This is a genomic window from Vibrio sp. Isolate23, assembly GCF_022398095.1.
GTDB lineage: Bacteria > Pseudomonadota > Gammaproteobacteria > Enterobacterales > Vibrionaceae > Vibrio > Vibrio coralliilyticus_A.
Genome location: NZ_JAKEUV010000007.1, coordinates 23,283 through 46,406 on the forward strand (window position 1 = coordinate 23,283; position 23,124 = coordinate 46,406).

Here is a 23,124-nt window from a genome sequence, read left to right on the forward strand (position 1 = left end):
ACAAAAACGCCAGCGACTCGCTGGCGTTTTGTTATTAGCTGAATTATTTGTTTTCGTTTAGATAGTCCAGCACGACTTCATGGTGGTTTTTGGTCTTAAACTTATCAAAGACGTGCTCAATCACACCTTCTTCGTTGATAAGGAAACTGATACGGTGTAGACCGTCGTAGACTTTTCCCATGAACTTTTTCTCGCCCCAAACACCGAACTGTTCTGCTACTGCATGATCTTCGTCAGAGAGCAGAGTGAAGTTGAGGTTATCACGTTCAATAAATTTACCCAGACGTTTTACTGGGTCGATACTGACACCTAATACAACCACATTGTGTGCATCCAGCTCAGCTTTAGTGTCACGCAGTCCCTGAGCCTGAACAGTACATCCTGGCGTCATGGCTTTCGGGTAGAAGTAGAAAAGAACTTTTTTGCCGGCAAAATCACCGAGTGAAATTGTGTTGCCGTCTTGATCCAGCAGGGAAAATGCCGGAGCTGGAGTGCCAGCTGTTAGCGTGTTCATTGATTTTCCTTTTTATTGACTGTTCTTTATGAAATTTAATGAGCCTTGCACGTCAAGGCTTGAGCATAGTGCTTCGAAATCTTCTTGGAGTTGCATCAAGTTACATTCTGCATCCACTGTCGCTGTTAGTGCGATGTGGAATTGGTTGTTCTCTGAATGAACTTTTGCTCTATCTATGGTCTGTGCGCTGAGTGACGCAAGGCCAATATTTTTATCTGCGAAGAACTGAGTGAATTTTTCGGTTAACCCCAACTTATCATCAGACTCCACAAACACTTCAAGGCTGTAAGAATTGTCAGCGTATGCGTGCTGTGATGTACGTTTCATCATAGTGATGAGATCAAGTTCTTGGCCTAACAATGGTAAAGTGGTCTCGACACGTGTGATGGCGGCGTTATTGCCAGACAACAGCATAATCAAGGTGAACTCATTGCCGAAAAGCGCAATGCGACTGTCGACAATATTGCATCTAGACTGTGTGACCAAGTGAACCACTTGGTTGCAGACGCCTGGGCGGTCTGTCCCTACCGCTGTAATCACCAAATGTTGAGTCATAGTATCACTTTGAGCATTGTTATGATTATTAATGAGATAGCTTAGCACAGTTGTCGAAGAGAAAAATGTTCGCAATGGATAAAACTGGCGCAATTTTCGTCGCTTGCTTTTCTGCTCGTCGGAGAGCTTGATATTTCTAACTTCAGGCTGACAACAGGCCTTTAAAAAGGCGTAAGTTGCCAAAGTTCTAACATCTGATAAATATTCATTCAAATAGGTGATTTAAGCGGGTTTAATCGCTTGTCTTTTTCAATCGCCTTACAGTACCATGCAGAAAGTATCTAAATTAGGGAGAAAGACATGTTTTCAGGAAGTATCGTAGCGTTAATTACACCGTTTAATGATGATGGCGAAGTAGATTACGTAAGCCTGAAAAAACTTGTGGATTTTCACGTTGAATCTGGCTCAGATGGAATTGTGGCCGTTGGCACTACTGGTGAGTCTGCAACGTTAACTGTGGAAGAGCATGTCAAAGTTGTAACCAAAACTGTAGAATTTGCCGATGGCCGTATTCCTGTCATTGCTGGTACGGGGGCAAATGCGACACATGAATCCGTGACTTTCAGCCGATTACTCAACAACTCAGGCATCTCTGGTTGTCTGAGTGTGACGCCGTATTACAACAAACCGACCCAAGAAGGTTTGTACCAGCATTACAAAGCGATAGCGGAAGAGAGTGATGTTCCACAAATCCTATATAACGTGCCAGGTCGCACTGCAGTGGATTTATTACCGGAAACCGTTGCTCGTCTTGCCGAAATCGATAATATCGTGGCGCTGAAAGACGCAACGGGCGATTTAAGCAGAATTGCAATTCATCGTGAACTTTGTGGCAAAGATTTTATCTTACTAAGTGGTGATGATTCGAGTGGCCTTGATTTTGTTAAGCAAGGTGGCCAAGGTGTGATTTCTGTAACGAATAACATTGCGGCAGCCGATATGGCGAAAATGATGAAACTTGCTCTTGAAGGCAAGTACGAAGAAGCCGAAATTATCAACCAACGCTTGATGCCGCTTCATAAGAATCTGTTTGTTGAGTCCAGCCCAATCCCAGTTAAGTGGGCGGCGCATAAGATGGGCTTGATTACTCATGGTGACTTAAGATTACCACTGACAGAACTGTCTGAAAATGCTCGCCCTATTGTGGCGCAGGCGATGACAGAAGCTTGTATTTACTAATTCAGAATGAATTGCCGAAGCACTGAGCTTCGGCATTTAATTATCAGGAGTTTCAATGAAATTGTCTCATCAGCTAGTTGTCAGTTCGCTAGCTGTTTTTGTTTTAAGTGCCTGCTCTGGTGACGCAACGCAACGTCGTCAAGCTAAGGACGATTTTGACTATCTCAATACCCCACCACTATCGGAATGGAAGAATATCGAAGGTGTTCAGCCACGTGTTTACACCAACTACCAAATCCCTCAGGGTGAGTTTGCTGGTGGAACTGGGCGTGACGTTGATATCCGCCCACCACAGCAAGTGCTTGAGCTGATTCCTGGTGCACGAGCTGAGCGTCAAAACGGTGAAGTGACTTTATGGCTGTTGCGTAAAGATGAGCTGGATAAAGTATGGCAGACAGCTCTGACTATGCTGAAAGAGCAGAATATTTCAATTCGTGAGCAGACAGATAACCGCATCGAAACCGATTGGGTTAGCTGGGTATCGGAAGATGAAGATGCCGAAATTGGCTCTCGCTACGAAATTACTAGCCTAGAAGCCAATAACCGTTATGGATTTAAGATTTCCTTAATTGACTGGCGTGAAGCGGGTAAACAAATACCAGTGTCAGCTACGAATAAAGAGCGTTATAACGCATTAATGACTAACTTAGTCACTGCCCGTTATGATCTCGATATTCGCCAAGAAGCCGCTCGTCGTGCAGAAGAACTGGTTAAACAGATCCCAATTTCAATGGGGACAGACAGAAGTGGCTTCCCGGTGATCATCGCCCGCACGTCTTACAATGTATTATGGCCTCGTTTGCCTAAACTTCTGCCAGAAATGGGGTTCACTATCGAAGAACGTAGTCAGTCGCAAGGTACAGTAAAAGCGAAATATGCGGCTCCAGATGATGAGTTTTGGACAGAAATTGGCGTTAAACCTATTGGTCTGTCTTCAGGGACTTATACTTTCCTATTTGGTGATTTAGGGAACCGCACTTCAATCAACGTTACCGACTCTTCTGGCAAGCCTGTAGAAGAAGAGTTGCTAAAAGATATGGTGCCTGTTCTATCAGCAGTAGTGGATAAACACGCGAAGTGAAGTTACGCAGAATAAGCAATAAAAAAGCTGACTTTTAAAGTCAGCTTTTTTTATGTTTGTTGTTTTGCTTTGGGCTCGATTAGAGAACCATTGCCGCAATCCAACCAAACACAATCAATGGGATGTTGTAGTGCACGAAAGTCGGGACTACAGTTTCCCAAATATGTTCATGTTGACCATCGGCATTGAGACCAGAAGTAGGACCAAGTGTTGAATCAGAAGCTGGAGAACCCGCATCACCCAAGGCGGCAGCAGTACCAACTAGAGCGATGGTTGCCATTGGCGAGAAACCGAATGCGGCTGCCAGTGGAACATAAATAGTCGCTATGATTGGGATGGTCGAGAACGAAGAACCGATACCCATTGTGACTAACAGGCCAACGATGAGCATCAATAATGCCGCAAGCGGTTTGTTATCGCCAATGCTGGTAGACAAAGCTTCAACCAAAGATTCGACACCACCAGTCTGCTTCATTACGGCAGCGAAGCCTGCAGCAGCGATCATGATGAAACCAATCATCGCCATCATATGCACACCTTTGGTAAACACATCATGGGTTTCTTTCCATGCGATCACACCGCCAAAAGTGAAGACCATAAAGCCTGCGAGCGCACCAATGATCATTGACCCTGTTGTTAACTGAACAGAAAGAGCAGCCAAGATACCTGCACCTGCGATTAGGATGTTCTTTTTGTTAATAGAAGGCGTGTTTTCTTCAACATGCGTCAGCTCCGTTTCTTTATACTCACGAGGTTGACGGTAGCTAAAGAAAATAGCGGTCAGAAGGCCAAATATCATGCCGGCGGCTGGCAGTAGCATAGCCACAGGAACTTGGCTGGCTACAACGGATTCTAACCCGTTATCGTGGAGGTTTTTTAGCAGGATGTTGTTAAGGAAGATACCGCCAAAACCGACAGGAAGCACCATATAAGGGGTAACGAGGCCGAATGTCAGCACACAGGCAATCATACGACGGTCAAGCTTCAATTTTGCAAAAACGCCTAACAGAGGTGGGATAAGAATAGGGATGAAGGCGATATGTACAGGTACGACGTTTTGCGATGACATGGTCACTAAGATCAGTGCGATTAACACTGCGTACTTAAGACCTGTCGAAGCAGAGCCGTTTTCTTTACCGTGGATACGTTTGATGACGCTATTGGCTAGCAAATCGGTGATGCCAGATTTGGAGATAGCAACAGCAAAGGTGCCCAGCATTGCGTAGCTGAGTGCAATCGTTGCGCCTCCACCAAGGCCGCTTTCAAATGCCGCAACTGCATCATTGAGGCTCATGCCTGCAACGAGGCCCCCAACAATTGCACTGAATGTCAGAGCGACGACGACATTCACACGCATCAGGGCGAGAAGCAGCATGATGCATACTGAAATTACAACAGGATTCATAGTTTACTCGTTTGTTGTGTTTGCTTTTCTAGTTATTGTCTTCAACGTTTTCACCAGCAAGTGGCCAGCCACCCAGAGCTTTCCATTTGTTGACGATGCCGCAGAAGAGTTCTGCCGTTTTTTGTGTGTCATAAAGGGCAGAGTGGGCTTCTTTATTGTCAAATTCCATCCCAGCAGCTTTGCACGCTTTAGCTAACACAGTTTGGCCATAAGCCAGTCCGCTTAGTGTTGCAGTATCAAAGGTAGCAAAGGGGTGGAAAGGGACTCGTTTTAGCTTGCTACGCTCACTGGCGGCCATCACAAAGTTATGATCGAAAGTTGCGTTATGAGCGACGATAATTGCACGGCTGCAATCGGCCGCTTTTTGTTCTTTGCGCACAAGCTTATAAATTTCTTTTAGGGCTTCGGATTCAGGTATTGCACCACGTAGTGGACTGAAAGGGTCGCGAATGCCATTAAAATCCAGAGCTTCCTTCTCAAGGTTTGCTCCTTCAAAAGGCTCAACATGAAAATGTATGGTAGAAGCGGGCTGAAGATCGCCATTTTCGTCCATTTTCAGAGTGACGGCACAGATTTCTAACAGTGCATCTGTTTTAGCGTTAAAACCTGCTGTTTCTACATCAATAACGACAGGGAAATAGCCACGAAATCGTTTTTTGAGCGTCAATGCTTCGTTTTCTACAGTCATGTTGGCCTAGTATTATGTGACAAGGGCAGCATTATTGCAGATTCTCAAGGTAAGACAAACCGGATTGGTGAATTAATAATGCTCAATGCTTATTGATAGGTGTGAAAATACGCTTAGACTTTTTGGCGAGGTTTTTGCATTCCTAAGTGTTGTAGAAGTATTAGCGGCAACTTTGCGCCGTATTGAGTAAGAGAATCCGTACCCCATGAAGAGACTGTTAGCCACTAGCTTAACGTTACTATTTACCTCTATTGCCAGTTCAGTATCGGCAATGGATGTTCGCTATGTTGCTAAGCCTCAGCAATCGCAGTGGCAGATGATTGCAAACACGCCACTGGAGTGTCGAATGGTACATCCGATTCCAAATTATGGTGACGCAGTATTTTCGTCTCATGCCAGCAAAAAAATCAATCTTGATTTCGAATTGAAGATGAAACGTCCAATGGGTAAAACCCGTGATGTTTCGTTGGTATCCATGCCTCCAGTCTGGCGCCCTGGTGACAGCTCGGAGCGCATTACCAATATTCGCTTTTTTCAGCAATTTGATGGTTATGTCGGTGGACAAACAGCGTGGAGTATTCTGACTGAATTGGAGAAAGGGCGCTATCCCACTTTCAGTTATCAGGAATGGCAAAGCCGTGATCAGCGCGTAGAAGTGGCATTATCTTCCGTGTTATTTCAGCGTTCCTACAATGCATTTAGCGATTGTATCGCCAATTTATTGCCGTATAGCTTTGAAGATATTGCTTTTACTATTTTGCATTATGACCGTTCAAGTGTGCAGCTGAACAAAGCGTCACAAAAACGTTTGGCGCAGATTGCCGAATACATTCGTCATAACCAAGATATCGATTTAGTTTTGGTGTCGACTTACACTGCCAATGATGAAAGTAAAAGTGCTAGCCAAAACTTATCAGAGCAGCGCGCTGAAGTATTACGTGACTACTTTGAATCTTTAGGTTTACCAGAAGACCGAATTCAGGTTCAAGGCTATGGCCGTCGTCGCCCTGTCGATGACAACTCTTCACCGATAGGCAAAGATAAAAACCGTAGAGTTGTGATATCACTGGGGCGGACGCAGGTTTAATTTAGACGAAACCTTGCAATGAGATTACAGTTAGTGGCGGTGTCTATGTCCTGAACAAGTTTGGCTATTTTGGGGTTTGGGTGTCTTTTCATGAACTCAATCAATGCTTTTTTACAGCAACCCATTGAGTCGACAAAGGCATCACAATCGTGGTTTGGACATTGCGGTACTAGTGTCAGCACCTTTTCGGAAGCAAGTTGAAGATATTTCAGTTCATACTTGGTATCGCCCATCATGCGCCAAAACGAAGCCATATTATGGCAGGAAATCACTGAAATCATCAGGCGCTCTTCAACGTCGATCTCACTTGAGCCACTAATTCGTTCGCTTAATGTTAACGCTTGTTGGTAGTGAAGAATGCTACGCAGATGATCAGCATCATTCATTGCGATATCAGCCAGTAGCGTGTGTTTTTCCCACTCGGCGACGCCCATTGTTTTCTCACTCTTCAAGTTCACAATACCTTGAGATTAAATGATAATCATTATCATGTAAAGTGAAAAATAATAGGGTAACAGAGTGTCACCCTATCGAGTCAGTACTGGAGGTGATCACCCCTCAAGGCCAGCAGATGCTTGTTTGTTTTGGATTAGCTCGAGCATATAGCCGTCAGGGTCTTTGACGAAAGCAATGTGAGTCGTGCCTCCCTTGACAGGGCCCGGTTCGCGAGTCACATTGCCGCCGGCTGCTTTGATCGCATCACAAGTTTGGTAGATGTCTTCGACACCAATCGCGATATGGCCAAACGCACTGCCCAGATCGTACTCTGTGGTACCCCAGTTGTAAGTCAGTTCAATGACTGCCCCTTGAGATTCATCACCGTAACCCAAGAAAGCGAGAGTGTATTCATACTCTTTATTTTCATTGGTACGCAGCAACTGCATTCCCATTACTTCTGTGTAAAACTTGATCGACTTTTCTAAATCACCCACTCGTAGCATGGTGTGTAAAATACGCCCGTTTGACATTGCTTTGCTCTCCTAGTTTTCTGGGTAAACTTTCTCTTTAAACTCACACAAATCTTCAATGATACAGCTACCGCAGCGCGGCTTGCGTGCAACACAGGTGTAGCGCCCATGGAGGATCAACCAATGATGTACATCGAGTTTGAATTCTTTGGGTACGACTTTGAGTAACTTTTCCTCCACCTGATCGACATTCTTGCCCATCGCGAACTTAGTGCGATTAGAGACACGGAAGATATGCGTGTCTACAGCAATAGTTGGCCAGCCGAAAGCGGTATTCAGTACCACATTGGCAGTCTTGCGACCGACGCCAGGTAGAGATTCCAATGCGGCCCGATCTTCAGGGACTTCGCCATTGTGTTTATCCAGCAGAATACGGCAAGTCTTGATGACGTTTTCCGCTTTTGAGTTAAACAGACCAATGGTCTTTATGTATTCTTTGACGCCATCAACGCCCAAATCGAATATTCCTTGTGGTGTATTCGCAACCGGATAAAGCTTGTCGGTTGCTTTGTTAACACTCACATCTGTTGCCTGAGCGGATAAGAGCACGGCAATCAAGAGTTCGAAAGGGGTACTCCAGTTGAGCTCAGTCTGAGGGTTAGGGTTGTTTGCCCTTAGACGTTCCAGTATTTGTACTCGTTTTTCTTTATTCATTTTGAAGCGGCTTTCCAGTGTGTAGACCAGACGTTACTGATTCGTGACGCGAGCGCGTTCAATGGTCGGTTTTTCTTGTTTTGGCTGACGAGCTTCTAGCTGTTTATCTATGATGTTTTTCAGTGCGATGAGTAACCCAACGCCAATAAAAGCTCCGGGTGGAAGAAGTGCCAGCAGAAAACTATTATCAAACTGGAATATTTCAATGCGCAGAGCACTTGCCCAGCTGCCAAGCAACAGGTCAGCGCCATCAAATAAGGTACCATTGCCGATCACTTCACGCATCGCACCTAAAACGACCAGAACACTAGTCATTCCGAGGCCCATCCAGAAGCCATCCTGAGCCGAGGGTAATAAGGCATTTTTAGAGGCAAAAGCTTCAGCACGACCGATGATAATACAGTTGGTCACAATAAGAGGAATGAAAATGCCCAGAGAGAGATAGAGGCCGTAAGCGTATGCGTTCATCAGCAGTTGCACACAGGTCACTAGAGCGGCAATGATCATCACGAAGACGGGGATACGCACTTCTTTTGGCACATAGTCACGCACTAAAGATACAGTAACGTTGGACCCTACTAATACCAGCAAAGTGGCGATCCCCAAACCTAATGCATTGGTTACGGTTGAAGAGACTGCCAACAATGGACAGAGGCCTAGTAGCTGAACCAGGGCGGGGTTGTTGTCCCACATACCATTTTTAATCAGTGTTTTGTGTTCACTCATTGTTGCCTCCACAATTACGTGGTTGGTTCTGGATTTGTGTGCGATTATCGTTTACAAATTGTACGGTATTTTTGACCGCTTTGACGACTGCCCTTGGGGTAATTGTCGCACCAGTAAATTGATCGAATTGGCCACCATCTTTGCGCACTTTCCAGTCAGCTTCATTTTCAGGTGTGAGCTTTTTACCAGCAAAACTCAGAATCCAATCAGTGACACGCAAGTCGATTTTATCGCCTAACCCCGGCGTTTCCTGATGAGCCAGTACCCGTAGACCTAGCACTGTACCGTCTTGTTTAATACCGACGATAATTTTGATCGCTCCGTTATAACCGTCCGGTGCAATGGCCTCGATAGCCAATGCGGTGGGTTCGTCATTCTTGCTCGCCATATAAACAGGCATTGGAGTATCCGTACCAAGGGCGGGATCTGTGACCATGGTGCAGGACTTATACAAGCTGTTGTCATGCATTTGTTGCGGAATCACTTGATTGAGAACAGACAATAACTGGGCTTGCTCTTGTTGACGGATCTGCTCTTTAGTTAAGTAGTGAGTGAGGGCGACGATACCTGTTGAAGCACAGGCGAAAATCGCGAGTATTACACCGTTCTTGCGAATCGCGTTTAACATATTGCTCCTTAGTGCCCGTACGTTCTAGGTTTGGTGTAGTAATCGATCAAAGGCACACACATGTTACCAAGCAGCACAGCGAAAGCGACGCCATCAGGGAAACCGCCCCAACTACGGATGATGAAAACCATTGCGCCAATAAAAGCTCCGAAAATCAGCCTACCTTTCACCGTGGTGGATGCAGAGACAGGATCGGTGGCAATAAAAAAGGCACCCAGCATGGTAGCACCTGATAGCAAGTGGAGCAGTGGGGATGCTGTCTCTGCTGGAGTTACGATAGCAAATAGGCCGCTTATTACTGTCAAACCGACAAGGAAGCTAACAGGGATGTGCCAGTTAATGACTTTCAATTTGATCAGTACCAGTCCACCTGCGAGATAAGCCAGATTCACCCATTCCCAACCAATACCGGCTAAACCACTGAACTGAGGCTGGCGGAGAACTTCCGCAGCAGTGTTACCTGTACGCAATGCCGTTTTGAACGCGTCGAGTGGTGTGGCCATGGTGACGCCATCAACACCTGTTCGGATCTGCTGGAGTGATAAGCCATCAAGGTTAAATCCTGCAAAAATCAGCGAAAAAGCATCACCGAAAGATACGGCTGTCGGTTGAAGTTCCATCGGTGAAATCCAACTGGTCATCTGTACTGGGAAAGAGGTCAAGAGCACAACGTAAGCGACCATTGCTGGGTTAAACAGGTTCTGCCCAATACCGCCATAGAGGTGCTTTGCTATCAAAATCGCAAAAATCAGACCAATGGTGATGAGCCACCAAGGGGATAGAGGAGGGATAGCCACAGCAAGCAACCAAGCCGTAACAATTGCGCTATTATCCCGTAAAGCGGACATAGGATGACGCTTGCGAGCCAACATGACACCAGCTTCAAGCAAAAGCCCAAGAATGATGGCAAAGCCAAGTTGAATTAACGTTCCCCAACCAAAAAAGTAAGTTTGAGCAAATAATCCGGGTAAAGCACATAGTGCCACACATTTCATTAAGTTGGGTGTGCTCCTGCGACTATGAGCGTGGGGTGAGCTGGCAATGAAAAAGGCCACTACTCGTTCTCCTCAAATTTATTGTTCTGTTCGCGTTCAGCCTTGCGTGCTTTGGCGCGTGCGATAGCGGCCGCGACGGCGGCTTTCTTTGGATCCTCTTCGGAAGCTTGAGCGTTTTCCGGTTCAGCGGTGACGGGTTCCGGTTTACCTTCCTGCTGCGCTTTACGTGCTTTAGCACGCGCGATAGCGGCTGCCACCGCAGCTTTCTTCGGGTCTTCTGAGGCTGCTTCGGTGTTTTCTGGCTCTGCCGTGACGGGTTCCGGTTTGCCTTCTTGCTGCGCTTTGCGTGCTTTAGCTCGAGCAATAGCGGCTGCCACCGCAGCTTTCTTTGGATCCTCTGCAGCTAATTCTGAGTTTTCTGGCTCGGCAGTGACGGATTCTGACTGACCTTCTTGCTGTGCTTTACGAGCTTTGGCACGAGCAATAGCAGCAGCCACCGCAGCTTTCTTTGGATCCTCTTCGGCTGATTCGGTGTTTTCCGGCTCTGCCATGACGGGGTCCGGTTTGCCTTCTTGCTGCGCTTTGCGTGCTTTAGCTCGAGCAATAGCGGCAGCCACAGCGGTTTTCTTCGGGTCTTCTGCGGCTGATTCGGTGTTTTCTGGCTCTGTCGTGATGGGTTCCGGTTTACCTTCTTGCTGCGCTTTACGTGCTTTGGCACGAGCAATAGCAGCTGCAACGGAAGCCTTTTTATCTTCAGTTGCTGAATCAGTACCGTTATCCTGTTGAGCGTTTTTTTTCGCTTTAGCGCGCGCAATCGCTGCTGCAACCGCATCTTTCTTATCATTGGATGAAGTTGCTGGCGTAGATTCCTGTGTCTTCTGAGCTTTTTTCTCTCTTGCCTGACGTTTGCGCTCTTCACGCAATTTTGCCATTTCTGAGTTGTCTGGTTCCGTGTCGCCTGCTTGCATTGCAGCCGCTTGCTTGGCTTTTGCTTTAGCGATTGCGGCAGCTACTGCCGGTTTCACTGCAGGTTCATCCGACTTCGATTCAGATTTCTGCGCTTTTACACGCGCAATGGCAGCAGCAATAGCATCATCGCCACCGGTTTTCTTCATATCTTTGCGACGATCATCCGCTGCTTTCTTAAATCGATTTTCGCGTTCTGCTTTATCACGCTCAAGTCGCGCTTTTTTCTCTTCAAAGCGGATTTTAGCGCGTTCAGCAGCTTCAGACTCTTCTTTGCGAGTACGTATTTCGGCTTTGGCTTGGCGGTAGTATTGCACCAATGGGATTTCACTTGGGCAAACAAAGGCACAGGCACCACATTCGATACAATCTTTAAGGTTGAGCTCTTCGCATTTGTCGTATTCCTCTGCTTTCGCGTGCCATTGAAGTTGCTGAGGTAGTAGAGATGCCGGGCAGGCCTCAGCACATTGGCCACAGCGAATACACGCCATTTCGTACTGATCTGGTGAGATCTCTCTACGAGTTGGGGCGAGAATACAGTTAGCCGTTTTGGTAATAGGCACGTTGGCATGCGGAAGCGTAAAGCCCATCATCGGACCGCCCATGATTAGGCGCGGTAGTTTTTTATCGGCTTTGTAGCCAAATTCATCAAGCAGCGATTGTACAGGGGTCCCGATCAATGCTTTGACATTACGTGGTTGCTTAAACGTGTTCCCCGTCAGGGTAACAATACGCTCTATCAGCGGTTCGCCGTCACACACAGCACGTTTGATGGCCTGCAGTGAACCGACATTTTGCACTAGTAGACCAATATCAGCCGGAATGTTATTCGCCGGTACTTCTTTGTTAGTCAGAATTTTTATCAGTTGCTTCTCGCCACCTGATGGGTATTTAGTGGGAATGACGCGAATGATAATGTCTTTGTGCTGTGCGGCTTGTTCTAAAGCTTTGATGGCTTGAGGTTTGTTATCCTCAATGCCGATAATAGTCAGCTTAGGCTTTAAGATATGTTCAACAATCTCGATGCCCTTGATAATTTCATCAGCATTTTCTTGCATCAACATGTCATCAGCGGTGATGTAAGGTTCACATTCGGCCGCATTAACAATCAGGATTTCAGTACGAGCTAATCCAGCTTGGATCTTTTTCGCGGTTGGGAAGCCTGCGCCGCCCATACCTGAAACGCCAGCCTGACGAATAATCTCAATCAACTCGTCTGGTGTTCGTTGGGTAAAATCGTTATCTGTTTTTCGTTCAATCCAGCGATCTTCGCCATCTGGAGAAATGACGATACAAGTTTCAGCTAGACCGGATGGATGCGCGGTGGTGCGAGGTTCAATCGCGGTAATTTTACCTGATGTTGGTGAATGAACCGGTAGCATGAAGCTAGTATCGTACTTGGTCAGCGGCTGACCTTTGAGTACCTGCTCGCCAACTTCTACGGTGATCGAGCCCGGTTTACCAATGTGCTGCTTTACGGGCAGAACGATTTCTTGTGGAATACTTGCCCTAGCAACCTGACTCTTGGTGGATTGTTTTTTGTTTTCCGCTGGGTGGACGCCCCCAGGAAAATCCCAAAGTGCGCCTGACTTAATTTGTTCGATGAGTGACAGCATACCAGTCCTTAATTCACGCCATTCTGCGACTTGGCAGAATCGGTAATATCAACAACAGGAATGGCGTCCAGTTGCCACTTCCAGCTCGCTGTAGTGGTTTCTACAGGAATCATTTCAATACAGTCCGTTGGGCAAGGTGCGACACACAGGTCACAACCGGTGCATTCGTCTTTGATCACCGTATGAAGGGCTTTTGTACCGCCAACTATCGCATCAACCGGACAAGCCTGAATACACTTAGTGCAACCAATGCACATGTCCTCGTGAATAAATGCGACGGTTTTGACATTATTATCCAGATCGTGAGCCGAATCTGTTGCTTCAACGCCCATAAGGTCAGCCAGCTTTTCGATGGTGGCCTGACCGCCCGGGGGACATTTGTTGATCTCGTCGCCATTGGCAATTGCTTCTGCATAAGGGCGACACCCAAGGTAACCACACTGGCCACACTGAGTCTGAGGTAAAATGTTATCAATCTGGTCAACAATCGGATCCGCTTCCACTTTAAAGCGGATCGAGGCAAAGCCTAATATGGCGCCAAATAGGGCAGCGAGTGCTGCTAGGGCCAATACAGCAATAAGAATCGCGCTCATTACAATTTCACCAGTCCAGTAAAGCCCATGAAGGCTAGCGACATCAGGCCGGCGGTGATCATTGCGATCGATGCCCCTTTGAATGGCGCAGGCACATCTGCCGCTGCGATACGCTCACGCATGGATGCAAAGAGGATTAGCACCAGTGAGAAACCGACCGCTGCACCAAATCCATAAATAATGGATTCGATGAAATTGTGGTTTTCGTTGATATTAAGTAGGGCGACCCCTAGTACTGCACAGTTGGTTGTGATCAGCGGTAGGAAAATCCCTAGCAGACGGTAGAGTGTTGGGCTGGTTTTATGTACCACCATTTCGGTGAACTGAACCACCACGGCGATCACCAAAATAAAGCTCATGGTACGCAAATATTCTAGCCCCAAAGGCTCTAGGATATAGCTTTCAACAAGATATGAGCACACTGAAGCTAAGGTCAGGACAAACGTAGTTGCCAACCCCATTCCGATTGCGGTTTCCAGTTTCTTGGAAACACCCATAAATGGACATAAGCCCAAAAACTTTACCAGTACAAAGTTGTTGACCAGCACTGTGCCGACCAGCAACAAAAGATATTCGGTCATAATTATATATTTAAGAGAATCCGATCCCGATATTATCCTGCTTTGCTGAGTCAATAACAACCAAGTAAAGCTAGGGTTTTGTATTGTTGAATGAAAATTATACGGGATATTCTCGATCTCGGAGTAAATTCGTGCTTAAACCTGTAAAAACCGTCATAAAGCAGGGGGATTTTTAGAGCTCTTGGGTATTAAGGTTAGCTTGTTAATAGCTTGAGAGAATAAAAAAAGCAGACGGATTTAATAAACTGTCAGATGAAGCTCTGAGTATTTACAAAGTGATGAGTGGTGGTAGAGGAGAAAGGTCGATAAGCGGTGATTGGCTTAACTCTCCAAATAAAAACAGTGAATTAGGCTGCTGGCCTAATAGTTTTTCTAGCGGAATCAAGCTGCGCAGGGCATAAAATCGATGTACATATTGCGTTGTTTCCAAAGGAAGAGCGAGTGTTGAGAATTGTCTACTGCCAGCTTGTTTTATAGCCCTGGATACTCGGCCTTCGCCCGCATTGTAGGCCGCAAGGGTGAGTGCCAAATCATCAAACTTATTGTGTAAAAACGCCAAATATTCAATAGCTGCCTTCGTACTGGCTTGAATGTCAAATCGTTGATCTTGATGGGTATTGACCTTAAGACCGAAACGCTGTGCTGTGGCTGGCATAAGTTGCCATAATCCCGCTGCATTGGCGTGAGAAATAGCGCTAGGATCATAGGAGGACTCAAGCATGGGCAGCAATATGAGTTGTAGTGGCAAAGAGTGTGATGACAACTGCTGAGCGATATCCTGTATTAGAGGTCGATTAACCGTTAAACGTTGCTCGATGTGTTTTTTATAGGGAGTCAGAATCGCCAATTCTTGCTCAAATTCAGTAGGTAAAGGTGAGGCCTTGAGAGGGTATACAGTACAAAGATAAACCGACAAGAGCTTGCACAATGCCCCTTTCCAACCACTGCGAACATTGATCATCTCAACGATGGCTGCTCTTCATAGGTATCTTGGCTTGGCTGAGTGATATGGGACATCAGCTCATGGAAGCTGGCAGAGCTTTGACCATTCTCTTGATTGAGAGCATGACAGTGTTTCACCAGAGATTCTAGCTCATGCCATTGTGCATGAACTTTATTTGATAACGACGGCGGTAATACAGAAAAAAGTTTGCTAATACCGGCTTGATCGCTAGTCAGCCGTAAAGCTTTCATGGCCTGGCTACGTTCACTGGCATGTTGATCAAGTTTTTTAAGCAATGGTTTTTGCTCGGCAAGATTTTGATTGAGCTTCGCTGCATCAAAAGACAGATACAGCGATTTTTGCTCTTGCAACAGTGTCGCTAATTGGCGATACGACTTGATGTCATCGCCTATTGAGGTGAGAAAACGCTGGATCACGCGAGAGGTTTCAGATGCCATATTGAACTCCAGCCTGCGTTACTCGTGACCAGTATGGAATTGAAGAACCGCTTGAGATAGCGCTTTGGTATCCAGTGCTAACTCTCCTTTTACCAGTGCATTACGGACTTGTTCCACCTTTTCCATATCTACGTTAGGCAGTGATTGCATTTCTGCCTGTGCTTTGTCGATTGCAGCAGTATTGGTGTTGACCATGGCTTCTGAAATCGGGTGAGCAGTCGAAGATTCTGCGGGTTTCTTAGAAGCTTGGTTTAGGCTGGTTTGAGGTACATGGCCGCCTGCAACTTTGTCGATTTTCATCAATGGGTTCCTTAGTCATCGTGGTTACAGGTTAAGTGCGACCATGATGCGCGAAACATTAAGTCAAAGTAATCACTTTTTTATATCTATCTGAAATGATTGTCTCTTTACGAGTCATAAACAGCGAAAATGATAACCGGAGTCCAAAAATCAGAATTGGGTCTGTACCTGATTCAGTCCAGTGACCACCGCTTTAATGACTTTTCCTGAAGAACTGTTCTGAACATCAATTTGTTCACCACGCGTTCCTTGCTCAAGGGCGACACCTTTGGTGGATGCAGTAAATCCGTCTTTGGAGGCGGTAATCACCACTTGATTACCTTTCGCGACCAAAGGCGTGGACGCTAATTTTCTTGGATCTAATATCTGGCCTGAGCGTATGCGCCTAGAGGCAACCATGCCGGAGACTTGAGAGAGCTGGGTGAAGAAATCTTGCTCCCGACTTATGGTTCTCGTTTCAAGTTTAAGGTTCATGGGTGAGAGAGCTTGGTCTCGATTGATGCCTGCCTTGGTCACGACCACCTTGAGAGTCAGTGCTGATTTGATGGTGACATTGATTCGCCATTCCACGGAAGGTACATCGCAGCTAACAGACCGTTTTAGGTTGCCGACAGGGAGTGTTTTGTTATCGATACCAGTAATACTTAGTGGTTTTGGGCACATAGGCAGGTGCTTGGCAGCATCAGGGACGCGAAGATCATAATCGAGTTGATAGTCTCCCCAGTTTCTGCTGTTGGCTTGAGTTTGGACCTGCTGTTTAAAGTTAGTTTCAACGGCCTGAATAATAGCCTGCTTGGCACTGGTATTTTCACGGCTTAATACGCCTTGGCTAGATAGCATTGCACTGATCAATGCTGCCCAATATAGAGGGGAAAGAATTCGGTTCCTCTGGCTTTTTAATACTTCCGTAATGCGGAAATGACATTTCCTTTCTTTTTTGTAAGTCATTGATTTTATTTTGTTATTTTTGTGGCATGCATCTTGTCTTATTCATCCTTATTCGAGTCGACTTTAAAGGAAAGAGACATGGCAATTTCATTTGAAAGTGCGTTAGGTGTTCACCCTGATGCGCTGAATTTTCGGGTTCAGCGTACCAAAGTCCTTGCCAGTAACCTAGCAAATGTTGATACCCCGGGGTATTTGGCGAAGGACCTGAGTTTTACCACGGTAATGAATCAGTTATCACCTCATGGAGTGAACAACTCCGTGCCGAAACTGCAGGTCTCTTCTATGTACTCGATCCCTTATCAAAACAGCAAAGACGGCAATACGGTCGAGCTGGGGGTTGAACAAGGCAAATTCACACAAAACAACATGGACTTTCAGACCAGCCTGACCTTCTTGAATATGAAGTTTCAAGGACTGGCGAAAGTGATAGAGGGACGATAATCATGTCATTTACCGATATTTACTCGATTGCTGGCTCAGCAATGAATGCTCAGACAGTACGTTTAAACACGGTGGCGAGTAACCTTGCTAACGCAGATGCCGTCTCTGCCAATCCAGATGACGCCTACAAGGCGCTAAAACCTGTGTTCGCCACGGTGTACAGCAAAACTCAGTTGTCAGCGAGTAAAGAAAGTTACCCAAATGCTGAGGTGAGAATTGTTGATGTTGTCCAAAGTGCAGCTCAGGCGGAAAAACGCTTTGAGCCGAGTAACCCGCTGGCTAACGATGAGGGGTATGTTTACTACCCAGATATTGATGTGGTGTCTGAGATGGCAGATATGATGTCAGCCACCCGTAGCTTCGAGACCAATGTTGAAGTGCTGAGCAATGTAAAAAGTATGCAGCAAGGCCTGCTTAGACTAGGGCAGGGCAGCTAATGAGCATCGCTTCTTACAACGCTTTATCTTCTGATACACCAGTCGCTTCAGGGACAAATACCTCATCGGTGACAGGCAATCCACAGGATGCCAATAGCGCCACGTCACTGGAAAACGAATTCATCAGCTTGATGGTCGCGCAGATCCAAAACCAGGATCCTCTCAACCCACTTGATGGCACTGAGTATGTCAGTCAATTGGCACAGTTCTCTCAGGTACAAAGTACAGAGAACATGGCGTCAATGATGCAAAACAGCATGGTTTTGCTCGATAACATGCAAGTTCTTTCTACGGCAGGGCTGGTAGGTCAGACGGTTTATGTGTCTGGCAATGAATTCGAAATGGGTGACGCGGTTCAAGGCGGAAAAATTGAACTTCAACACCCTTCAAGCCAAGTCAATTTGGTTGTCACAGATGAGTTTGGTCAATCGCGTAAAGTGCCTTTAGGCGCTCATCCCGCGGGAGATGTTGAATTCAGTATCAATCCTGAAGAGCTTGAGCTTAAACCTGGCAAGTACAAGGTATCGGTTCAGGTGCAGGAGGGGCAATCAGCTCCAAACATTCTTTTAGCCGGTCAGGTTGAGCAAGTTCGTATTCCAAGCTCAGGCGGCGCAGCGTTCGTCAACATCGCAGGTGTTGGCAGCGTACCTTTCTATCAAATCACTCAGTTTGGTGCTTAACCAATAAGGAATAAAGAGGTTTAGTTATGAGTTTTAATATTGCCCTAAGTGGCCTTGATGCGACTAACCAAGAGCTGAATACCATCAGCCACAATATTGCCAACGCATCGACTTACGGATTCAAGGGGGCACGTACTGAGTTTGCAGCTGTTTACAACGGTATGCAGCCAGGCGGCGTGGAAGTCGCTTCTATCTCCCAAAACTTTGATAAAAATGGTTCGGTGAGTGGAACGGGCCGAGCAATGGATCTTGCCATCAATGGTAACGGCTTCTTTGTGACCAAAGATAGTGCAGGACAATTGCTTTACACTCGCTCAGGTGTATTTGGTACAGATAAAGACAATTACGTTATTGGCAACACGGGCGCTAAATTGCAAGGCTACAGCGTTGATGGAAACAACAACCTACTTACGGGAGCCACGGGCGATATTAAGATCTCGACGTCTTCATTGGCGGCTAAAGCGACTGATAAGATGGCGTTCATCGCCAACCTAGATGCAACCAATTCGATTGTTGACCAGACGGTGAACCCGTTTGACCCTAACAACACTGATTCATTCAACTCCTCTTACACGACAAAAGTTTACGACTCTCAAGGTAAGCCGCATACCGTTACTCAGTATTTCACCAAAACGGCGGATAACGCGTGGGAAGTGAATGTGCAGGTTGATAGCGGGGCAGCGGCAGTGTCAACCGTTGCAATGACGTTCAACCCAGATGGCTCTATTGCAACACCATCAGGCGCTTATAACGTTTCGTTCCCAGCGGCGGGTGCGAACCCAATGAGCATCGATATTGACTTGTCAGGCAGCACTCAATTTGGCACAGGCTTTGGTGTCAGTACTAACAATCCGAATGGTTACACATCGGGTGAACTCGCGGGTGTTCGCGTAGAAGACAACGGCATGGTTTACGCCACATACACTAACGGTCAGTCCCAATTACAGGGTCAAGTTGTGCTGGCGGATTTTGCTAACCCTCAAGGCCTCTCAAAAGTCAGCGGGACAGCCTGGACTCAAAGTTTCAGCTCAGGCGCGCCAGTAATGGGTGTTCCAGGTTCTGGCACTTTGGGTGATCTAACACCGGGAGCGCTAGAAGGTTCAAACGTCGATCTGACAAGCGAGTTGGTCAATCTGATGACAGCACAGCGCAACTATCAGGCGAATGCAAAAACCATTTCGACCAATGACAAACTGACTCAGGCGTTGTTTAACGCAATCTAACGGAGCCTGATATGGACAGTTTGCTATTCACTGCAACATCTGGCGCGAGTCGAGTACTCAAGGCTCAGCATGTTCGTTCAAACAACTTATCCAATGCGGATACCGCTGGTTTTCGTGCTGATATGGAGCGTGTCTCGAGTGTTCCGCTTCAGGGCTCAGGTTTTGATGGCCGTACTATGGTGGTGACCAATTCTGCGTCTACTCGTTTTGATGAAGGAGACATCGTTAAAACGGGACGTGCATTGGACGTTGCCGTTATGGGGGAAGGCTATCTGACCGTTCAGACGGCTGATGGTCAAGAAGCGTATACCCGCGCAGGTAACATCAAAGTCGACCCGTTCGGCGCTTTATCTATCAATGGTTTCGCGGTTGTCGGTGAAGGTGGCCCTTTGGTTCTTCCAGACTATCAGAAAGTTGAAATCAGCGAACGTGGTCGTATTTCTGTCGTGCCGCCGGGTGGCGGTGCTGAGCTTGAAGTCGGCACGTTGAAACTAGTTAAACCGGAAACCAATCAACTGCAGAAAGAGAGCGATAGCTTACTTCATAGCGTTGATGGCAACCCATTTGAGGTTGACCAAACTGTGCAGCTGGCGCCAGAGCATATCGAAGGCAGCAACGTATCAGCGATCGATGAACTGCTGAATGTGATGTCGCTAACACGTAACTTTGAAATGCAGGTGCGGATGATGAAAACCGCAGAGACTTTGGCGCAAGCCGGTAACAAATTAATGTCGTCGCGCTAAGCGTGGCGCAAGGAGTAGAAAATGCACTCAGCATTATGGGTAAGTAAAACGGGCATGGCGGCTCAAGACACTAAAATGACGGCCATCTCTAACAACCTAGCAAACGTTAACACTGTTGGTTTTAAACGTGACCGAGTGGTGTTTGAAGACCTATTTTACAGCATTCAACGCCAGCCGGGAGCGCTGGTGGATCAGGTCAATGAGTTGCCATCAGGCGTTCAGTTGGGTAGCGGTGTGCGAGTGGTAGGCACACAAAAGGTGTTCACTCAAGGCAATACGCAAAACACCAGTCAAGAATTGGATCTTGCTGTGATGGGGCAGGGTTTTTTCCAAATCGAAAACTCTGATGGCCAGATCATGTACACCCGTAATGGCCAGTTTCACGTCAATTCGGAAGGCCTAATGGTCAATAGCCAAGGTCTGCCTTTGGAACCGCAAATCCAGATTCCCGAGAACGCATTATCGGTTTCCATTGGTGTGGATGGTACGGTGTCGGCTACCTCAGCTGACAGCACCGCACCGCAAGAACTCGGTCAAATCACCTTAGCGAAATTCATCAACCCAGCCGGCCTTGAAGCCGTGGGCGGAAACTTATTCCGTGAAACGGAAGCCAGTGGTCAGGCGGATGAGCTGATCGCCGGAGAAGACGGTGTGGGCAGTATTAAACAAGGCTCTTTAGAAGGTTCAAACGTTCAAGTCGTGGAGGAAATGGTTGACATGATCACGACTCAGCGTGCTTACGAGATGAACGCCAAAGTCGTTTCGGCTGCGGATGACATGCTGAAGTTTGTCGCTCAGTCGGTGTAACGGTCAAGTAATAAAGGAACAGGGAATGAAGGCATTATTGAGAGTTTGGCCTCTGGTTGTCATTTTGCTTGCTGGGTGTGCGGGTCGACAGGAGTTTACCCCTCCTGAACCTGATGAAGAAAAATACGCACCGCCTACGCTGGACTATTCACTTCCAGCCGCGCAAAACGGCAGTCTTTATCGTCACCAATATTCCATGACCCTGTTTCAGGACAGGCGAGCGTATCGTGTCGGCGATATGCTCACAGTCGTCCTTTCCGAAGAAACGGAATCGAGCAAAAAAGCCGATACCAAGTATGGTAAAAACTCGAGCGTTGGCTTTGCTACGCCGAGTTTGGGTGGCAAAACTATCGATGAACTCGCCGCTAGTGTCGATGCTCAACGCGCTTTTGATGGTAGTGCATCCAGCTCACAGGGCAACAAATTAGAAGGGGCTATTACTGTGACGGTGCACGAAGTGTTACCTAATGGGGTATTGCGCATCAGTGGTGAAAAATGGATTCGCCTCAATCAGGGCGATGAGTTTATTCGCCTAACGGGTATTGTTCGTGTTGATGATATCAGTCGTAATAATCAGGTCTCTTCTGCACGCATCGGTGATGCGCGAATTACTTATTCAGGTCGAGGTACGCTGGCTGACAGTAATGCTGCTGGCTGGTTAAGCCAATTCTTCAACAGTCCTTGGATGCCGTTTTAATGAAACAGAAAATGACTATGTTTACCGCCGTTCTTAGCTCTCTTTCTCCCCGATTTAGCTCGGCGCATGAGAAGAGGGTTGCTAAGCAAAGAGATTCATTCTTGATGGGGATGCTGCTGGTGTTGTCACTAGGGACAGCGTTACCTGCTCAAGCTGAAGTTGAAATCCCTATCATGGACTTAGTTGATGTGCAGGGTATTCGTGAAAACCAATTGGTTGGTTACGGACTAGTGGTTGGCCTAGACGGGCAGGGCGACCGCAATCAGGTCAAATTTACCGCGCAATCCATCACCAATATGTTGCGACAATTCGGTGTACAAATCGATGACAGCACTAACCCAAAATTGCGCAATGTTGCTTCAGTGAGTGTGACTGCTACGGTTGAGCCGATGGCAGGTGCAGGGCAAACGCTGAATGTGGTGGTGTCTTCCATCGGTGATGCCAAGAGTTTGCGCGGCGGTACCCTGCTGCTGACACCACTGCGCGGTATCGATGGTGAGGTGTATGCCGTTGCTCAGGGCAATGTCGTCGTGGGCGGCGTGTCTGCTGAAGGAAAAAGTGGCTCTAAAATCGTCATTAATACCCCGACTTCTGGTCGGATTCCCGGTGGTGCCACGCTGGAACGAGAAGTACCCAATGACTTTTCAGAGCAAGATAACGTGGTACTGAACCTGAGAAAACCAAGCTTTACGACCGCTAAGAATATTGCACGTGAGATCAATAACATCTTTGGGCCTAAAGTCGCGGTTGCCAAAAACAATGTGCGCATTAGCGTCAAAGCGCCAAAAGACAGCCAGCAGCGAGTGGTCATGATGTCGATGTTAGAAGACATCAGCGTGGTAGAAGGACGCAAACCAGCGCGCATCGTTTTCAACTCTCGTACCGGTACCGTTGTGATAGGTAAAAGTGTCAAGGTCAGTGAAGCGGCGGTAAGCCATGGCAACTTAACGGTCACCATTGCTGAATCGCAACAGGTGAGCCAGCCAAACGCGTTTGCTGACGGTGAAACAAAAGTTGTCGACCAGTCGCTATTGGACGTCAGCGAAGAGCAAGCGCAAATGGTGATCTGGCCTCCGGGTACGGAGCTCAACACAATCGTTAGTGCGGTCAACAGCTTAGGGGCGACACCTACGGATTTGATGTCGATTCTACAAGCCTTGCATGAGGCAGGGGCATTGAATGCAGAGCTGGTAGTGATTTAAGGAGTCTTT

28 protein-coding genes are annotated in these 23,124 nt (G+C 47.0%); 11 read left to right on the top strand and 17 right to left on the bottom strand.

The window, feature by feature from the left end:
• Positions 1–43: 43 nt before the first annotated feature.
• A complete protein-coding gene (gene bcp, locus L1D31_RS16180; protein ID WP_239838107.1) occupies positions 44–514 on the bottom strand; it encodes a thioredoxin-dependent thiol peroxidase in 471 nt (156 codons plus the stop codon).
• A 12-nt stretch (positions 515–526) separates the two neighbouring features.
• Entirely contained in the window at positions 527–1,069 is a 543-nt protein-coding gene (locus L1D31_RS16185; RefSeq protein WP_239838108.1) for a glycine cleavage system protein R, read from the bottom strand.
• A 300-nt stretch (positions 1,070–1,369) separates the two neighbouring features.
• On the opposite strand from L1D31_RS16185, the gene dapA reads away from it, so the two are divergent.
• Together dapA and bamC are read left to right on the top strand one after the other, a co-directional pair.
• The gene (dapA, locus tag L1D31_RS16190; RefSeq protein ID WP_239838109.1) at positions 1,370–2,248 is read left to right on the top strand and encodes a 4-hydroxy-tetrahydrodipicolinate synthase; all 879 of its coding nucleotides are present in this window, start codon (positions 1,370–1,372) and stop codon (positions 2,246–2,248) included.
• A 55-nt stretch (positions 2,249–2,303) separates the two neighbouring features.
• Positions 2,304–3,329, top strand: coding sequence for an outer membrane protein assembly factor BamC (bamC, locus tag L1D31_RS16195; protein WP_239838110.1), 1,026 nt, complete (start codon positions 2,304–2,306; stop codon positions 3,327–3,329).
• Positions 3,330–3,408: 79 nt separating this feature from the next.
• On the opposite strand, the gene L1D31_RS16200 is transcribed toward bamC, so the two are convergent.
• Entirely contained in the window at positions 3,409–4,734 is a 1,326-nt protein-coding gene (locus L1D31_RS16200; protein WP_239838111.1) for a Na+/H+ antiporter family protein, read from the bottom strand.
• Positions 4,735–4,762: 28 nt separating this feature from the next.
• Entirely contained in the window at positions 4,763–5,422 is a 660-nt protein-coding gene (gene rnt, locus L1D31_RS16205) for a ribonuclease T (protein WP_239838112.1), read from the bottom strand.
• 205 nt (positions 5,423–5,627) lie between these two features.
• On the opposite strand from rnt, the gene L1D31_RS16210 reads away from it, so the two are divergent.
• Complete coding sequence (locus L1D31_RS16210) at positions 5,628–6,509, top strand: OmpA family protein (RefSeq protein WP_239838113.1); 882 nt, start codon at positions 5,628–5,630, stop codon at positions 6,507–6,509.
• Here L1D31_RS16210 and L1D31_RS16215 read toward each other — a convergent pair.
• From L1D31_RS16215 to flgA, 13 genes are all read right to left on the bottom strand, one after another.
• On the bottom strand, positions 6,506–6,943 hold the full coding sequence (locus tag L1D31_RS16215; protein ID WP_239838271.1) for a DUF2753 domain-containing protein: 438 nt from the start codon (positions 6,941–6,943) through the stop codon (positions 6,506–6,508). The genes L1D31_RS16210 and L1D31_RS16215 overlap by 4 nt on opposite strands.
• Before the next feature lie 117 nt (positions 6,944–7,060).
• Positions 7,061–7,477: a lactoylglutathione lyase gene (gene gloA, locus L1D31_RS16220; protein WP_239838114.1), complete on the bottom strand. Its 417-nt coding sequence runs from the start codon at positions 7,475–7,477 to the stop codon at positions 7,061–7,063.
• Positions 7,478–7,489: 12 nt separating this feature from the next.
• Positions 7,490–8,131 carry an endonuclease III gene (gene nth / locus L1D31_RS16225; protein ID WP_239838115.1) on the bottom strand — a complete coding sequence of 214 codons (642 nt, stop codon included), beginning with the start codon at positions 8,129–8,131 and terminating at the stop codon, positions 7,490–7,492.
• Between the two features lie 33 nt (positions 8,132–8,164).
• Positions 8,165–8,857 carry an electron transport complex subunit E gene (locus L1D31_RS16230; protein WP_239838116.1) on the bottom strand — a complete coding sequence of 231 codons (693 nt, stop codon included), beginning with the start codon at positions 8,855–8,857 and terminating at the stop codon, positions 8,165–8,167.
• The gene (rsxG, locus tag L1D31_RS16235) at positions 8,850–9,485 is read right to left on the bottom strand and encodes an electron transport complex subunit RsxG (RefSeq protein WP_239838117.1); all 636 of its coding nucleotides are present in this window, start codon (positions 9,483–9,485) and stop codon (positions 8,850–8,852) included. Before rsxG ends, L1D31_RS16230 begins: the two co-directional genes overlap by 8 nt.
• An 8-nt stretch (positions 9,486–9,493) precedes the next feature.
• Positions 9,494–10,540: an electron transport complex subunit RsxD gene (gene rsxD, locus L1D31_RS16240; protein WP_239838118.1), complete on the bottom strand. Its 1,047-nt coding sequence runs from the start codon at positions 10,538–10,540 to the stop codon at positions 9,494–9,496.
• Positions 10,540–13,062, bottom strand: a complete 2,523-nt coding sequence (gene rsxC / locus L1D31_RS16245; RefSeq protein ID WP_239838119.1) for an electron transport complex subunit RsxC — start codon at positions 13,060–13,062, stop codon at positions 10,540–10,542. The genes rsxD and rsxC overlap by 1 nt, the downstream gene beginning before the upstream one ends.
• A gap of 8 nt (positions 13,063–13,070) precedes the next feature.
• Entirely contained in the window at positions 13,071–13,655 is a 585-nt protein-coding gene (gene rsxB / locus L1D31_RS16250) for an electron transport complex subunit RsxB (RefSeq protein WP_239838120.1), read from the bottom strand.
• A complete protein-coding gene (gene rsxA, locus L1D31_RS16255; protein WP_006963066.1) occupies positions 13,655–14,236 on the bottom strand; it encodes an electron transport complex subunit RsxA in 582 nt (193 codons plus the stop codon). The genes rsxB and rsxA overlap by 1 nt, the downstream gene beginning before the upstream one ends.
• Positions 14,237–14,504: 268 nt before the next feature.
• Positions 14,505–15,197: a lytic transglycosylase domain-containing protein gene (locus tag L1D31_RS16260; protein ID WP_239838121.1), complete on the bottom strand. Its 693-nt coding sequence runs from the start codon at positions 15,195–15,197 to the stop codon at positions 14,505–14,507.
• Positions 15,194–15,637, bottom strand: a complete 444-nt coding sequence (locus L1D31_RS16265; RefSeq protein ID WP_239838122.1) for a flagellar protein FlgN — start codon at positions 15,635–15,637, stop codon at positions 15,194–15,196. Before L1D31_RS16265 ends, L1D31_RS16260 begins: the two co-directional genes overlap by 4 nt.
• Positions 15,638–15,655: 18 nt before the next feature.
• Positions 15,656–15,937: a flagellar biosynthesis anti-sigma factor FlgM gene (flgM, locus tag L1D31_RS16270; RefSeq protein WP_239838123.1), complete on the bottom strand. Its 282-nt coding sequence runs from the start codon at positions 15,935–15,937 to the stop codon at positions 15,656–15,658.
• A gap of 150 nt (positions 15,938–16,087) precedes the next feature.
• Positions 16,088–16,885 carry a flagellar basal body P-ring formation chaperone FlgA gene (flgA, locus tag L1D31_RS16275; RefSeq protein WP_239838124.1) on the bottom strand — a complete coding sequence of 266 codons (798 nt, stop codon included), beginning with the start codon at positions 16,883–16,885 and terminating at the stop codon, positions 16,088–16,090.
• Between the two features lie 78 nt (positions 16,886–16,963).
• Here flgA and flgB point away from each other — a divergent pair, with 78 nt between their 5' ends.
• From flgB to L1D31_RS16315, 8 genes are all read left to right on the top strand, one after another.
• Positions 16,964–17,326, top strand: a complete 363-nt coding sequence (gene flgB / locus L1D31_RS16280) for a flagellar basal body rod protein FlgB (protein ID WP_239838125.1) — start codon at positions 16,964–16,966, stop codon at positions 17,324–17,326.
• A gap of 2 nt (positions 17,327–17,328) precedes the next feature.
• Complete coding sequence (gene flgC, locus L1D31_RS16285; RefSeq protein ID WP_239838126.1) at positions 17,329–17,763, top strand: flagellar basal body rod protein FlgC; 435 nt, start codon at positions 17,329–17,331, stop codon at positions 17,761–17,763.
• The gene (flgD, locus tag L1D31_RS16290) at positions 17,763–18,443 is read left to right on the top strand and encodes a flagellar hook assembly protein FlgD (RefSeq protein WP_239838127.1); all 681 of its coding nucleotides are present in this window, start codon (positions 17,763–17,765) and stop codon (positions 18,441–18,443) included. The genes flgC and flgD overlap by 1 nt, the downstream gene beginning before the upstream one ends.
• Before the next feature lie 26 nt (positions 18,444–18,469).
• A complete protein-coding gene (gene flgE / locus L1D31_RS16295; protein ID WP_239838128.1) occupies positions 18,470–19,666 on the top strand; it encodes a flagellar hook protein FlgE in 1,197 nt (398 codons plus the stop codon).
• Positions 19,667–19,677: 11 nt separating this feature from the next.
• Positions 19,678–20,409, top strand: coding sequence for a flagellar basal body rod protein FlgF (locus L1D31_RS16300; RefSeq protein WP_239838129.1), 732 nt, complete (start codon positions 19,678–19,680; stop codon positions 20,407–20,409).
• 21 nt (positions 20,410–20,430) lie between these two features.
• Positions 20,431–21,216, top strand: a complete 786-nt coding sequence (flgG, locus tag L1D31_RS16305; protein ID WP_239838130.1) for a flagellar basal-body rod protein FlgG — start codon at positions 20,431–20,433, stop codon at positions 21,214–21,216.
• A gap of 25 nt (positions 21,217–21,241) precedes the next feature.
• Entirely contained in the window at positions 21,242–21,913 is a 672-nt protein-coding gene (flgH, locus tag L1D31_RS16310; protein WP_239838131.1) for a flagellar basal body L-ring protein FlgH, read from the top strand.
• A 104-nt stretch (positions 21,914–22,017) separates the two neighbouring features.
• A complete protein-coding gene (locus L1D31_RS16315; RefSeq protein ID WP_275666164.1) occupies positions 22,018–23,115 on the top strand; it encodes a flagellar basal body P-ring protein FlgI in 1,098 nt (365 codons plus the stop codon).
• Positions 23,116–23,124: the final 9 nt, after the last annotated feature.